Annotated in this window: 11 protein-coding genes; 4 read left to right on the top strand and 7 right to left on the bottom strand. The window is 64.6% G+C overall.

Annotation, left to right across the window (positions count from 1 at the left end; all coding sequences use genetic code 11):
• Positions 1 to 6 precede the first annotated feature (6 nt).
• Positions 7 to 2,505, top strand: a complete 2,499-nt coding sequence (locus NR187_RS09630; protein ID WP_211382935.1) for a GAF domain-containing protein — start codon at positions 7 to 9, stop codon at positions 2,503 to 2,505.
• A gap of 3 nt (positions 2,506 to 2,508) precedes the next feature.
• On the opposite strand, the gene NR187_RS09635 is transcribed toward NR187_RS09630, so the two are convergent.
• Positions 2,509 to 4,095, bottom strand: a complete 1,587-nt coding sequence (locus NR187_RS09635; protein ID WP_211382934.1) for an MDR family MFS transporter — start codon at positions 4,093 to 4,095, stop codon at positions 2,509 to 2,511.
• 156 nt (positions 4,096 to 4,251) lie between these two features.
• On the bottom strand, positions 4,252 to 4,767 hold the full coding sequence (locus NR187_RS09640) for a YcgN family cysteine cluster protein (protein WP_211382933.1): 516 nt from the start codon (positions 4,765 to 4,767) through the stop codon (positions 4,252 to 4,254).
• 292 nt (positions 4,768 to 5,059) lie between these two features.
• Here NR187_RS09640 and NR187_RS09645 point away from each other — a divergent pair, with 292 nt between their 5' ends.
• From NR187_RS09645 to NR187_RS09655, 3 genes are read left to right on the top strand one after another with little or no spacing between them, the layout of a single operon-like run.
• Complete coding sequence (locus NR187_RS09645; RefSeq protein ID WP_211382932.1) at positions 5,060 to 7,348, top strand: transglycosylase domain-containing protein; 2,289 nt, start codon at positions 5,060 to 5,062, stop codon at positions 7,346 to 7,348.
• A 9-nt stretch (positions 7,349 to 7,357) separates the two neighbouring features.
• Entirely contained in the window at positions 7,358 to 7,936 is a 579-nt protein-coding gene (locus NR187_RS09650) for a DUF1214 domain-containing protein (protein WP_211382931.1), read from the top strand.
• Entirely contained in the window at positions 7,933 to 8,517 is a 585-nt protein-coding gene (locus NR187_RS09655) for a DUF1254 domain-containing protein (protein ID WP_211382930.1), read from the top strand. The genes NR187_RS09650 and NR187_RS09655 overlap by 4 nt, the downstream gene beginning before the upstream one ends.
• 291 nt (positions 8,518 to 8,808) lie before the next feature.
• On the opposite strand, the gene NR187_RS09660 is transcribed toward NR187_RS09655, so the two are convergent.
• From NR187_RS09660 to NR187_RS09680, 5 genes are all read right to left on the bottom strand, one after another.
• Positions 8,809 to 9,579, bottom strand: coding sequence for an amino acid ABC transporter ATP-binding protein (locus NR187_RS09660; protein WP_249128947.1), 771 nt, complete (start codon positions 9,577 to 9,579; stop codon positions 8,809 to 8,811).
• 37 nt (positions 9,580 to 9,616) lie between these two features.
• On the bottom strand, positions 9,617 to 10,312 hold the full coding sequence (locus NR187_RS09665) for an amino acid ABC transporter permease (protein WP_211382929.1): 696 nt from the start codon (positions 10,310 to 10,312) through the stop codon (positions 9,617 to 9,619).
• Positions 10,309 to 11,103, bottom strand: a complete 795-nt coding sequence (locus tag NR187_RS09670; RefSeq protein ID WP_211382928.1) for an amino acid ABC transporter permease — start codon at positions 11,101 to 11,103, stop codon at positions 10,309 to 10,311. The genes NR187_RS09665 and NR187_RS09670 overlap by 4 nt, the downstream gene beginning before the upstream one ends.
• Before the next feature lie 68 nt (positions 11,104 to 11,171).
• On the bottom strand, positions 11,172 to 12,080 hold the full coding sequence (locus NR187_RS09675) for an amino acid ABC transporter substrate-binding protein (RefSeq protein ID WP_211382927.1): 909 nt from the start codon (positions 12,078 to 12,080) through the stop codon (positions 11,172 to 11,174).
• Between the two features lie 19 nt (positions 12,081 to 12,099).
• Complete coding sequence (locus NR187_RS09680) at positions 12,100 to 13,260, bottom strand: aminotransferase class V-fold PLP-dependent enzyme (RefSeq protein ID WP_211382926.1); 1,161 nt, start codon at positions 13,258 to 13,260, stop codon at positions 12,100 to 12,102.
• Between the last annotated feature and the right edge of the window lie 13 nt (positions 13,261 to 13,273).

Raw genomic sequence — 13,273 nt, forward strand, 5'->3', positions numbered from 1 at the left:
TCGCGAATGACCACGCCTTTCATCGATATCGAGGAACTCGAGCGCCGATTGCAGTCGGCCACGGCCGAGAATGCGCAGCTTCGAAGCGAGCTTGCGATCGCCGGCGATCGTCAGCGCGCCAGTGCCGAGATCTTGCGCACCATCGCGGCCTCGCCCTCCGACGCCCGGCCGGTCTTCGAGGCGATCGCGTCCAGCTCCAAACGTTTGCTCGGCGGCTTTTCCGCCACCGTGCTTCAGTTCATCGAGGACGAGCTGCACCTCGTGGCCTATACACCAACCAGCCTCGAGGCGGACGAGGGGCTCAAGGCGGCGTTCCCGCGCAAGATTGCGGACTTTCCGACCTTTGCGCTGGTGCGTGGCGGCGAGACGATTCAATTTCCCGATAGCGAAGCCGAGGGCGTCCCGGAGCTGAACCGGGACCTTGCACGGCTGCGCGGCTTCCGCAGCGTGTTGTTCATGCCGCTGATGAACCGTGGCACACCGGTCGGCATGATCAGCGTGACGCGCGCCGAGCCCGGCGCGTTCGCAGCCGACGTCGTGCAGCTGCTCCAGACTTTTGCCGACCAGGCCGTGATCGCGATCGAAAATGCGCGGCTGTTCAACGAGACGCGCGAGACGCTGGAGCGCCAGACCGCCACGGCCGACATTCTCAAAGTCATGGCCGCTTCGCCGTCCGACGTGCAGCCGGTGTTCGACGCCATCGCCGCCAACGCCAACCGGCTGATCGGCGGCTTTTCCACCGCAGTGCTGCGCTACATCGACGGCGCCGCGCATCTTGCCGCGTTCACGCCGACGGATGCCGCCGGCGACCGCGCGCTCCAGGCCTCATTCCCGGTGCCGTTCGCGCAGTTCCCGCCCTACCAGCTCGTGGCCGATGGTGCGGCGGCGCAACTGCCCGACACCGAGCTCGAGCCGGCCGCGCGAGACATCGCGCGCGCCCGCGGCTATCGCAGCATGCTGTTCGCGCCGCTGATGGGCGAGGGCGAGGCCATCGGCGTGATCATCGCCACGCGCCGCGCGACCGGCGCGTTCACCTTGCATCATGTGCGGCTGCTCCAGACCTTCGCCGACCAGGCGGTGATCGCGATCAAGAATGTCAGCCTGTTCAACGCCACACGGGAAGCGCTGGAACGGCAGACCGCAACCGCCGACATCCTTAAGGTGATCGCGGCTTCGCCTGCGGACGTCACGCCGGTGTTCCAGGCGATCTCCGACAGCGCCAAAGCGCTGGTCGGGGGACATTCGTCGACGGTCACCCGCGTCATCGACGGCATGCTGCATCTGGCCGCCTTCACCACCGACAACGAAGCCGGCAACGCGGATCTGCTCAGCTCCTTTCCGGCGCCGCTGTCGTCGCCGGGAATTCACAGCCGCGTGGCGACGAGCGGAGAGTTCGCGTTCCGGGGCGACATGCAAAGCGAACCCGACCTCACGGACGCCATGAGGGAGCTGGCGCGGATACGAGGCTATCGCAGCATCCTGGTCGTGCCGATGCTGCGCGACGGCGTTGCGATCGGCACCATTGCGGTCACACGGCCGCAGCCCGGAGCTTTCCCGGACAAGGCGTTCAACCTGCTCAAGACCTTTGCCGACCAGGCCGTCATCGCGATCGAGAACACGCGCCTGTTCAACGAAGTGCAGGACCGCACCAGCGAGCTTGCCAAATCGCTCGAGGATCTGCGCGCCGCGCAGGACCGGCTGATCCAGACCGAGAAGCTGGCATCGCTCGGCCAGCTCACCGCCGGCATCGCGCATGAGATCAAGAACCCGCTCAACTTCGTCAACAATTTTGCCTCGCTCTCGGCCGAGCTGACCGATGAGCTGAACGAAGTGCTGACGCCCGTCCGGCTCGCGCACGACGTCCGCAGCGAAGTCGACGAACTGACCGGGCTTCTGAAGGACAATCTGGAGAAGGTCGTGCAGCACGGGCGGCGCGCCGATTCCATCGTCAAGAACATGCTGCTGCATTCGCGCGAAGGCGGCGGCGAGCACCGGCTGAGCGACATCAACGCGCTGGTCGAGGAGAGCCTCAACCTCGCCTATCACGGCGCCCGCGCCGAGAAGCCGCTATTCGACGTGACGCTGAAGCGCGAGCTCGATCCCGAGGCCGGGCAAGCCGAAGTGTTCCCGCAGGAGATCACCCGGGTGCTGCTGAACCTGATCTCGAACGGCTTCCACGCGGTCGCCAAGCGAAAAACGGACAACGGCACCGCCGATTACGAGCCGACGGTGATCGCGGCCACGCGCGACCGCGGCGACAAGATCGAGATCCGCATCCGCGACAACGGCACCGGCATTGCGCGCGAGGTGAAGGAGAAGATGTTCAACCCGTTCTTCACCACCAAGCCCGCCGGCGAAGGCACCGGCCTCGGGTTGTCGATGAGCCACGACATCGTGGTGAAGCAGCACGGCGGTACGATCGACGTCGCGACGGAGCCCGGCGCGTTCACGGAGTTCACGATCCTGTTGCCGCGAAAGAGCGGCTTTGCCGATCGGGGCGGCTAGGCCCTACTCCACCATCTCGACATGCTTGGTGACGGAGGGGCCGGCCAGCGGCCGCTCCTCCATCATGATCAGGCAGAGCGCGGCCCCGGTCATCAGCGCGGTCGCGGCGCCGAAGACGTAGCGGAACGCGTGCCGCATGTCGTCGGCGGGGATCGCAGGGATGCTGCCCGCGGCATGATGCTCGCCGGCGAGCGGAATGTCGGTGCCGAGCGCGATCAGCAGGATGGCGGCAAAGGCCGCAACCGTGAACGAGGACATCAGCGAGCGAAAGAAGTTCAACGCGCCGGTGATGGTACCGACCTGCGGACGGGCGACCGAATTCTGCAGCGAGACCACGCAGACCGGAAAAGTGGTGCCGAGGCCGAGCGCAAACGCAGCCATCAGCGTCAGCAGGGCCCATAGCGGCAGCGTCGTCAACGTGAGACCGAGGCCGCACAGCGCGGCCCAGGACGTGCCGATGATGGCGACCCGCTTGTAATGCTTGGCGCGCGCCATGGTGCGACCGGCGATCGCCGCGCCGCAGGTCGAGACCGCCGCGAGCGGAATCAGGGCGAGGCCCGCTTCGCTGGCGCTGAGGTGATAGACCTGTTCGTAATAGAGCGGGAGCTGCACGGTGAGGCCCGTGATCGCGCCGAGCGCGCAGCCGCCGGCCATCAGCCCGAACGGCGCGACCGACCCTCCGAGCAGCGGCAGCGGCAGGAACGGCTCGTCCGCACGCCGCGCGTGCCACACGAAGGTGACAACGAGCGCGACGGCGCCACCGACCATCGCGAGCACGGTCGGCGACAGCCATGGATAGCGCGTCCCGCCCCACGTCAGCACCAGCATGAAGACCACCGCGGACGCCATCAACAACACGCCGCCAAGCCAGTCGACCTTGCGCTTGCGATGGAACACCGGGATCTTCTTCATCTTCGGCAGCAGCAGCGCGAGCGCCGCGGCCGTGAGTGGAAGGTTGATCCAGAAGATCATCGACCAGTGCAGATGCTCGGCGAACACGCCGCCGATGACCGGGCCGAGGATGCCGCCGACCATCCAGACGCTGGAGAAATAGGCCTGATACTGGCCGCGCTCGCGCGGCGACACGACGTCGGAGATCACCGTCTGCACCACTGGCATGATGCCGCCGCCACCAAGGCCCTGGAGGCCGCGCGCCAGAATCAGCATCGGCATGTTCGGTGCGACCGCGCACAGCACCGAGCCGGCGACGAACAGGCTGAGCGAGATGATGATCATGACGCGGCGACCGTAGATGTCGCTGAGCGTGCCGAACACCGGCGCAACCGCGGTCGAGGCGAGCAGATAGGCCGTGATGACCCAGGACAGGTTCGAGACGTCCTGGAACTGGCGACCGATGGTCGGCAGCGCGGTCGCCACGATGGTCTGGTCGAGTGCTGCCAGGAACATCGTCAGCATCAGGCTGAGCACGATGGTCCGCACCTCGTCCTGTGACAGCGGCGCCGGCGGCGCGAGCGAAGGAGCGTCGTCGACGCTCAAGACCTCGCTCGGAAGCCGCGACAGCTCTTCGGCGATATCGTCGGGCAACACCTGGGTATCGGCAGAACTGCTCCGCCGGTCAAACTTGTTCATCTCGATCGGAAACCGTGGTGCGGCGCAACGCCGCGAAGGATTCGTTCTATGCAGCCCAATGTAGACAGCAAAGTTCTTCCCGGGCAGGCACCGCGGCGCATGGGTGCATCCCACCCCACGGCCATCCCGAAGCCGTGATCCGAAGTTGCAGGCGGATCAGTCCTTCGGGCGTCGCTTCAGGCGCGCCCGTTTCGGCAGCTGCGCCGGCCACTGCACGATGTGGTTCTCGAGCTCATCGTCCGGGATCTGCTCCTCGCTGCCCTCGACCCGGCCGCGCACGGAGACACCGGCCTCATGCACGGTGTTGGGATCGCCGGATACCAGCGGATGCCACCAATAGAGGTCGCGGCCTTCCGCGACGAGCTTGTAGCCGCAGCTCGGGGGCAGCCAGTTCAGGGTGCGGACATTGGCCGGGGTCAGGCGGACACAGTCAGGAACCTTGTCGGAACGATTCGCGTAATCCTTGCAGCCGCAGGTCCCGGCATCGAGCAGCTTGCAGCCGACATGGGTGAAATAGATCTCCCCGGTGTCCTCCTCTTCGAGCTTGTTCAGGCAGCAGCGGCCGCAGCCGTCGCACAGGCTTTCCCATTCCGGCCCCGACATCTCCTCCAACGTCTTGGTTTTCCAGAAGAATCCTTCCTGGCCTGAAGGTCGTTTGGGAGCTGCGGTCATGCGCCTCAACAAGATTCGAAGAGCTACGGCTGGTGCCATCTAGGGCGTGCGGCCGTAAGGCTGCAAGCAGCGCTCGCGGAAGGCCCGTAATGAACCGGGGTCAATTAGGCCTGTTGTTCAAAATCGCAAGCGTGACCATTGGTTTATAGGCCCTGCTCGGCTAGAAGGAACGGCAAGTCCCCACGGACGCGAACCGGGCGCCTTGGGTTTGCCGCAACATTCCCGCAAGACGTCTCGATGCCGCCCCGGCCGGGTGCTTGAACGCTTTCGAACCAAGCCTCAAGGGTTCTAGGTGCGCCAGATCATACCACCGCATTGGAAGCAGAAGGTCCGGAATTTCTTCCTGGATCTCGATGCGCGCATCGACTCCTCGCTGTTCTCCTCGGCCAAGGGCATCCGCGAGCTCTACGAGCGCTACTCGACCTTCATGGACCGCTTCTATGTCGGGCGGTGGAAGCGCTGGGTGTTCATCGAGCCGCTGTCGGAGGCCGCGACCCTCGGCCTCGGCGGCCTGGTCGTGATGCTGACGCTCGCCATCCCCGCTTTCCGCGAGACCGCGGACGAGGATTGGCTGAAGAAGTCCGATCTCGCCGTGTCCTTCCTCGACCGCTACGGCAACCCGATCGGCAGCCGCGGCATCAAGCACAACGACTCGATCCCGCTGGAAGATTTTCCGGACGTGCTGATCAAGGCGACGCTGGCGACCGAGGACCGCCGCTTCTACGAGCATTTTGGCATCGACATCGCCGGCACCGCGCGCGCGCTCGTCACCAACGCCCAGGCCGGCGGCGTCCGCCAGGGCGGCTCCTCGATCACCCAGCAGCTGGCCAAGAACCTGTTCCTGAGCAACGAGCGAACCATCGAGCGCAAGGTCAACGAAGCCTTCCTCGCGGTCTGGCTCGAATGGCGCCTGACCAAGAACGAGATCCTCAAGCTGTATCTCGATCGCGCCTATATGGGCGGCGGCACTTTCGGCGTCGACGGCGCCGCGCATTTCTACTTCAACAAGTCCGCGCGTGACGTGACGCTGGCGGAAGCGGCGATGCTCGCGGGCCTGTTCAAGGCGCCGACGAAATACGCCCCCCACATCAACCTGCCCGCAGCCCGCGCCCGCGCCAATGTCGTGCTCGACAACCTCGTCGATGCCGGCTTCATGACCGAGGGCCAGGTGTTCGGCGCCCGCCGCAATCCCGCCTTCGCGGTCGACCGCCGCGACGAGGCTTCGCCGAACTATTATCTCGACTACGCCTTCGACGAGATGCGCAAACTGGTCGACACCTTCCCGAAATCCTACACCGAGCGCGTGTTCGTGGTGCGGCTCGCGATCGACGCCAACGTGCAGAAGGCGGCGGAAGACGCGGTCGAGAACCAGCTGCGCCAGTTCGGCCGCGACTATCACGCGACCCAGGCCGCGACCGTCGTCTCCGATCTCGACGGCGGCATCCGCGCCATGGTCGGCGGCCGCGACTACGGCGCCAGCCAGTTCAACCGCGCCACCGACGCCTATCGCCAGCCGGGCTCCTCGTTCAAGCCTTACGTCTACACCACCGCGCTTCTGAACGGCTTCACGCCGAATTCGATCGTGATCGACGGACCGGTCTGCATCGGCAATTGGTGCCCGCAGAACTATGGCCATTCCTATTCCGGCGCGGTGACGCTGACACAGGCGATCACGCGCTCGATCAACGTGGTGCCGGTGAAACTGTCGATCGCGATCGGCCAGAAGGAGCAGCCGAAGGCGCCGAACCCGGCCAAGATCGGCCGCGCCAAGATCGTCGAGGTCGCCCGCCGCTTCGGCCTCAAGGCGCCGCTGCCCGACACGCCGTCGCTGCCGATCGGCTCGGACGAAGTCACCGTGCTCGAGCACGCCGTCGCCTATGCGACCTTCCCGAACCGCGGCAAGGCGGTGACGCCGCATGCGGTGCTGGAGGTGCGCACCGGCGCCGGTGACCTCGTCTGGCGCTGGGACCGCGACGGGCCGAAGCCGCGGCAAGCCATTCCGCCGAACATTGCCGCCGACATGGCCGGCATGATGAGCCACGTCGTCAGCGAAGGCACCGCGCGCCGCGCCGCCCTCGACGGCATTCCGACCGCGGGCAAGACCGGCACGACCAATGCGTATCGCGACGCCTGGTTCGTCGGCTACACCGGCAATTTCACCTGCGCGGTCTGGTACGGCAATGACGACTATTCGCCGACCAACCGCATGACCGGCGGCTCGCTGCCGGCACAGACCTGGCACGACATCATGGTCGCGGCGCATCAGGGCGTCGAGGTCCGGGAGATCCCCGGCGTCGGCATGGGCCAGAAGCTGCCGCCGGAACGCGTTGCCAACGCGCAAGCCAACGCTGCGCCGAAGGTGCTGGAGACCAAGCCCGGTCCGCCGCCCGTCTTGACCAAGCGCGGCGCCGACATTCTGGTCCGCGTCGAGAAGCTGCTGGATGACGCGGCCCGGGCCGCCAACAAGTCCGCTGCCGACGACGGCAAGACAGCCAAGCCGGCCGCGTCCACGAGCGCGCTCGCCTTCCCGCAGAACTATGCGGAAGAGAATGCGAACGCATCCGCCCCGCGCAAGAACTGATCGAAACCCGTGCGGCTGATCCTGATCACATTGACGGCCCTTCTGCTCGCAACCGTGGTGGGCGTCGGCGCGACCTGGATGACGACGACGCGCGGCACCGAGATCGGCGCGCTGACCATCGGCCCCTGGACCGCCCGCCCGCGCACCGGCACCGCGGACGTCGATCCCTATTCGCGCGCCACCATCGTGCGCAACGGCGAGCTGCCGATCGGCACCGGCGACGGCGTCGCCTTCACCGCGACCGCCGACGACAAGAAGAAGCCGCTCGACGGCCGCTGCGACGTCGTCGTCTCCGGAGTGACGCCGCCGGCGCGGTTCTGGACGCTGACGCTTTACGACCGCAAGGGCCACCTCGTCGCCAACACGCTGCAGCGCTACGGCTTCACCAGCCAGGAGATCGTGCGGGGGTCCGACGGCACGTTCGAGATCCGCATCGCCTCGCGCTCGCGCGCCGGCAACTGGCTGCCGACCGGCGGCATCGAGCGCTACGCCTTGATGCTGCGGCTCTACGACACCCCGGTCGGCGTTGCGACGCGCACCCAGCGCGATGCGCCGATGCCCACGATCTCGACGGTGGGCTGCTCATGATCCGGCTCCTGTTCACCATCGTCGCGGGCGTGCTGCTGGGCCTCGTGGTCCATCTCGTCAGCGTGCTGGCGCTGCCGCGGATCGCGACCCAGGACGCCTATTCACGGCTGACGCCGATGACCAAGCTCAACGGCGTCACCCAGCTTCCCCTCGCCGATCCCAACACCTCACCGATGCCGTTCATGGACCCGGCCTTTGCGCTCGCGATCTGCCGCTATGACCTCACAAGCGGGCCGATCAAGCTCACCGTGCCGGTGAGCCAGGCCTACACCTCGGTGTCGTTCTACACCCGCAACGAGATCGCCTATTACGCCATCAACGATCGCTCCGCCGGCAGGAAGGTGATCGAGCTCGACCTGATGACGGAAGCGCAGCACAGCGAGTTGCCCGAGGACGAGGAGATCACCGCGGCCGACCGCCTGATCATCGATTCCCCGACCGCGACCGGGCTCATCGTCATGAAGGCGCTCGCCGCCGAGCCCGGCCTGATGCCGCAGGCGCAAGCCTCGCTTCAGGCTGCAACCTGCGCGCCGCAGACAGAGGTGCCCGCCAAGGCCGAGGCGCCGCGCGGACGGCGCTGACGTGGGGCTGCGTCAGCAGTTCAAAGCAAAAAGCGCGAAAACAACCCCATGCACAGTACAGGGTCATTGAAATCGTTGGACTATCCGATCACCCAAAACTCACGTCGCAGATCCCAGGGCGAAGCGGCGGCGCCATGGACTTGGAAGCTTTGACACGTCGGGCAAAACACTGGCAGAATGACAAGATCGAAAGATCGTAACACCCGCGCCGAGCAATCCGCCGCGGGTTTTTTCATGTCGGAGCAAGGGATGCCATGATCACAGCGCCCGCACCCTGCACGGACGCCGTTCCTAATGGATGATCTGGCTGAGAAAACCCTTCGCTCGTTCGGTCCTGGGCGCACGAAAGAAGGTTTCAGGATCGGCTTCCTCGACGATCGACCCGCGATCCATGAAGACCACCCGGTCAGCGACTTCGCGGGCAAAACCCATCTCGTGCGTGACACAGACCATGGTCATTCCATCCCGCGCCAGCTCCACCATGGTTTCGAGCACCTCCTTGACCATCTCCGGATCGAGCGCAGAGGTCGGCTCGTCAAACAACATGATCTTCGGCTGCATGCAGAGGGCGCGGGCGATCGCAACGCGCTGCTGCTGGCCCCCGGAGAGCTGTCCCGGATATTTGGTCGCTTGATCATGGATCCGCACCTTCCGGAGAAAGCCGATCGCACGCTCATACGCCTCCACGCGGGACAGGCCGCGCACCTTCATCGGCGCCAGCATGCAGTTCTCGACGACCGAGAGATGCGGAAACAGATTGAAGCTTTGGAACACCATGCCGACCTCGCGGCGGACGCTGTTGACGTCGGTCATCCGGTCCGTCAGCTCAACGCCATCGACGACGATGCGGCCGCCATCATGCTTCTCGATATGGTTGATGCAGCGGATCAGCGTCGATTTGCCAGAACCCGAGGGACCGCAAAGGACGATCTTCTCGCCCGCCGCGACACTGAGATTGATGTCGCTCAGGGCCGTGAAACGGCCGAACCGCTTCACCACGCCCTCCACGGCAACGATGGCCGATGATCGGCTCGTCTCGTGTGCGGCGATCTCCTGAATCATCTTCGTCTCCCAAGGACGGCGGTTCTCGAACGATTCCTCATCGATGCGCTCCCGCGATCGCATAGCGCCTGCGCAGCAACGCGACGCACTGCGATGCCGCCGAACTGATGGCGAGGTAGACCGCGACGACCACGAGGTACATCTCAACGAGACGGCCGTTGAGCTGCGCAAGTTTCGAGGCTGCACCGAGCAGGTCAGTCAGCGAAAGCACGTAGACTAGCGAGGTGTCCTGGAACAGGATGATGGTCTGGCTGAGGATGATCGGGCTCGCCACGCGGAGCACCTGCGGGAGGATCACGCTCCGATACGTCTCGAAGGTGGACAATGCGAGCGCCTGGCACGCCTCAAACTGTCCCCGGTTCACGGCGCGCAATCCGACGCGAATGATCTCCGAATAGTAGGCCGCCTCGAACAGGCCGAAGGTGATGAAGGCAGTCCAGGTGGCGCCGATCGGAATCGGACGGCCGTTGCCGGCGAGATGGCCAAGCACGATCGGCACCAGAAAGAAGAACCAGAACAGGACGAGGATCAGTGGGATCGAGCGGATCAAGGCGATGTAGCCGCGCACAATCTTTCCGATCACAGGCAGCTCGAAGTGCTGCAGGAGCGCAAAACAGGTGCCCAGGATCATGCCGACCACGAAAGCCACAGCAGTCAGCGCGAGCGAAAACAGCAACCCGGACCAGAGATAGGGCCACGCCTGAAGAACAATCGAGAAATCGAGGCTGTTCATTTCGCGACCTCCATCGCGTCGGGTAAGCAGCCGACCTGTTTGACGTCGTCGACCAGGCTCGGCTCGATCGCATCGCCAGCCCGTGCGGCACCGGGGATGCGCACGGCCCGATCGATCAGCGCCATCCCCTGGTAGGCGATCAGCGCCAGCGCGAGATAGATCAGCGTCGCGGCGCCGAAGGCCGTGAAGGTCTGGAACGTCGCTTCGCTGATCTGGCGAGCCTGAGCCGTAAGCTCCATCAGGCCGATCGTGAGTGCGACGGAGGTGTTCTTGTAGATGCCCATCACCTCGCTGGTCAGGCTTGGCATGATCAAACGCAGCGCCTGCGGCAGGATGATGTGCCGATAGGTCAGATATCCGGTGAGCCCGAGCGCGTTTGCCGCCTCGGTTTGCCCTTTCGGCAAGGCCTCGATCCCGGCACGAACCTGCTCGGCGATACGCGCAGCGGTGTAGAGGCTCAGGCACACGAGCGCCGGGAAGAACGATCCCCAGGGCGGCGGTATCTGCTTGATGGCGTTTCCAAGCGCGGGCGGAAGGATCTCCGGCAGGACGAAATACCAGAGAAACATCTGCGCCAGGACGGGGATGTTGCGGAATATCTCCACATACAGGCGCGCGAACGCTGCGACGACCCGGTTCTGCACGGTCCGGCCGATCCCGACGACAACCCCGACCGCAAAGGCAATCCACCAGCCGAAGAAAGCCAACGCCAAGGTCCAGCCGAGACCCGACAGAAGCCAGTCGATATAGCGCTGGCCATCCGCCGTCTGCTCAAAAAGCACTGCGAACATGGCGAACCTCGGGGCTCCGGATGCGAGAGAGGATCAGCTTGCCGAAAAATTCTCCGGTATCATTTCGACTAGTCGACCGCGTCGCTCGGATGCGCGATCCGCTCCATGAGTTCGTCCGTCAGCGGGAACGCGAGATTCTCGCCTTTGGGCGGAATCGGCCGGGTGAACCATTTCGTGTAGGTCTTTTCGAACTGGCCCGACGCCATCTGTTTCGAAAGAACGTCGTCGACGAGCGCCTTGAAGCCGGCGTCGCCCTTCGTGAACATCAGGCCATAATAGACCTTCGCATAACCCTCGGGGAGAAATATCAGCGCGTTCGGATTCGGAGCTGCGGCCTTGAGGCCGGCGAGAAGGATATCGTCCTCCATAAAGGCGGCGGCGCGGCCGGTATTCAGCATCAGGAAGGATTCCGCATGGTCTTTCGCCTGGACGATGTTGAATCCGAGTTGCTGCTTCGCATTCACACCTTGCGCGAAGCCAACGGCATTGGAGCCCTGGGTGACGACGATCGTCTTGCCCTTGAGATCGCCGGCCGTCTTCAGCCCGCTGTCCGCCTTCGTCAGCCAGCGCGGCTGGCTGACGAATGTCGCGACCGAAAACGAAACCTGCTCCTGCCGTTTCTTGTCGTTCGCCGTACCGCCGCATTCGATGTCAACGGTACCGCTTTGAATGAGCGGAATCCGGTTGGACGAGTTCACCGGAGTGTAGTTGACGGCGAGATTGGGCAGATTGATTTCGGCCTTGATGCGCTCGACGATGGCGGCGCAGAGGTCCAGCGAAAAGCCGATCGGCTTTTGATCGGGACCAAGATACGAGAACGGAATGGAAGCCTCGCGATAGCCGATGGTGACGGCACCGCTCGACTTGATCTTGGCGAGCGTGGGACTATCGGCCGCGGTCGACGGCTGGACAAAGGCGCCGACGGCCACGAGGCCGGACAGAACACCGAATACACGTGCAAAATTCATCATGTGCATCTCCCCTTTGATGGACGGCCTAGGCGGCCCTGGATGACGGCTTCAGGCCGCGCCGCTTGATGACATCGATCAGGCGATCGACATCCGCGAAATTGTTGAACATTCCGAACGACACGCGAATGCCGTCCCGCTCCGGCGACACGCGGACACCATTCTGCTCGAAATGGCCAAGCCACTCGGCGGCAGGGAGCGCGATGACGTAGATATGCGGCGCGCGGTGCTGCCGGTTGCGGGGACCGACGAGGCGAATGTCCAGAGCATCGAGCTGGGCGATGAGATGATCGCCGAGATCGAGGCAATGATTCTGGATATTCTGCACGCCCAGCGCTTCGATCATGTCGAGCGAGGCGCCGAGCGCATGGATCGCCGGGAGGTTGAAGTTGCCGAGCTCGAAGCGGCGCGCGCTGGTGGCCAAGTCGAGCTTGTCGGAGCTGGCGATGAGATCGGCCGGGACCTCGGCAAGGCTCGCGACGGCGAGATAGGCGGGCTCGAGCTCGGTCCTGGATTTGTCCCAATACAGGAGCCCGAGCCCTTGCGGCACGAGCAATCCCTTGTGGCTGCCCGACCCGATGAAGGTCGCGCGCAGGGCTTTCGCATCGATCGGCACGACGCCGATCGCCTGCATCACGTCAACGACGAAATAGAGTCCCATCTCCCGGCACAAGGCGCCGATGCTCTCGACGTCAAAACGATGACCGGCATGGAAAGTCACCTGCGACATCGAGATCGCCCTTGTGTTCGCGTCGATATGCGAACGAAGGCTCTCGGCATTCACGACTGCCGTCATCGGCACAAACTCGACCGTAACGCCCTTGCGTCGCAGATTGAGGAACGCATAGGCGTTATTCGGATGATCGCCGTGGATCATCAGCACCTTGTCGCCGGCACGCAGAGGCAGCGCGTTGGCCGCGATGTTCATGCTTTCCGAGGTGTTCTTGGTGAACGCGATTTCATCTGTCGCTGCGCCGAGGAGCCGCGCCAGCTTTTCCCGGGTCTGCTCGACGCGATCGAGCCACACGCTTTTCGGACCGGCCGTCTCGAGGCCTTCGCGGAGAAAAAGGTCGATCGCCGCTTTGACGGGACGCGAGAGGGGCGTCTGGAAGCCGGAGTCGAGATAGGTGATCCGCTCGACAGCCGGAAATTCCTTCCGCACGGCATCGACGTTGTAATGGCGAGACATCCCACTCTCCTGA

Source organism: Bradyrhizobium sp. Bra64 (genome assembly GCF_024519875.1).
In the GTDB taxonomy this organism is placed as follows: domain Bacteria; phylum Pseudomonadota; class Alphaproteobacteria; order Rhizobiales; family Xanthobacteraceae; genus Bradyrhizobium; species Bradyrhizobium japonicum_G.

What these genes read in the sequence shown, in the direction of transcription:
- NR187_RS09630 (WP_211382935.1), top strand. Translation starts at nt 7, where the DNA reads ATGACCACGCCTTTCATCGATATCGAGGAACTCGAGCGCCGATTGCAG.
- NR187_RS09635 (WP_211382934.1), bottom strand. Translation starts at nt 4,095, where the DNA reads ATGAACAAGTTTGACCGGCGGAGCAGTTCTGCCGATACCCAGGTGTTG.
- NR187_RS09640 (WP_211382933.1), bottom strand. Translation starts at nt 4,767, where the DNA reads ATGACCGCAGCTCCCAAACGACCTTCAGGCCAGGAAGGATTCTTCTGG.
- NR187_RS09655 (WP_211382930.1), top strand. Translation starts at nt 7,933, where the DNA reads ATGATCCGGCTCCTGTTCACCATCGTCGCGGGCGTGCTGCTGGGCCTC.
- NR187_RS09660 (WP_249128947.1), bottom strand. Translation starts at nt 9,579, where the DNA reads ATGATTCAGGAGATCGCCGCACACGAGACGAGCCGATCATCGGCCATC.
- NR187_RS09665 (WP_211382929.1), bottom strand. Translation starts at nt 10,312, where the DNA reads ATGAACAGCCTCGATTTCTCGATTGTTCTTCAGGCGTGGCCCTATCTC.
- NR187_RS09670 (WP_211382928.1), bottom strand. Translation starts at nt 11,103, where the DNA reads ATGTTCGCAGTGCTTTTTGAGCAGACGGCGGATGGCCAGCGCTATATC.
- NR187_RS09675 (WP_211382927.1), bottom strand. Translation starts at nt 12,080, where the DNA reads ATGCACATGATGAATTTTGCACGTGTATTCGGTGTTCTGTCCGGCCTC.
- NR187_RS09680 (WP_211382926.1), bottom strand. Translation starts at nt 13,260, where the DNA reads ATGTCTCGCCATTACAACGTCGATGCCGTGCGGAAGGAATTTCCGGCT.